At 47.2% G+C, this 407-nt stretch carries 1 protein-coding gene; it reads left to right on the forward strand.

What is annotated here, in order from left to right:
- Positions 1-407, forward strand: a 407-nt coding sequence (locus KVT36_RS31570) for an AMP-binding protein (protein WP_217607405.1), incomplete at both ends; no start/stop codon positions are given.

The following is a 407-nucleotide window of genomic DNA, read 5'->3' on the forward strand; positions in this document are numbered from 1 at the left end:
GCAGCGCTGTCACAATTCCGGGAGGAGCTTGCGGATTATCCTGTAACAGCCCTGCCCCGTACACTGCAGCCGGACGATCTGTCTTATGTGATCTATACTTCAGGTTCTACCGGTAATCCCAAAGGCGTGATGGTGGAACATGGCAGTGTAGTGAACTATATCGGCTCTCAAAGCCGTTATCTGGGCATTACACAGGAAGATAATATCCTTCAGTTATCAGGCCTTTCTTTTGATGCATCTGTGGAGCAGATCTTTATAGCGTTGCTGAATGGAGCCCGTTTAACGATGATCAGTAATGAGCTGCTGTTATCTGCCGGGTTGCTGGAAGCCTTTATCGATGAGCAGCAGATCACGCATATTCATAGTGTTCCTTCCCTGTTGAAATTAATTACAGCCAGGAAATATCC

The organism is Chitinophaga sp. GbtcB8 (assembly GCF_019091455.1).
Classification (GTDB): Bacteria; Bacteroidota; Bacteroidia; order Chitinophagales; family Chitinophagaceae; genus Chitinophaga.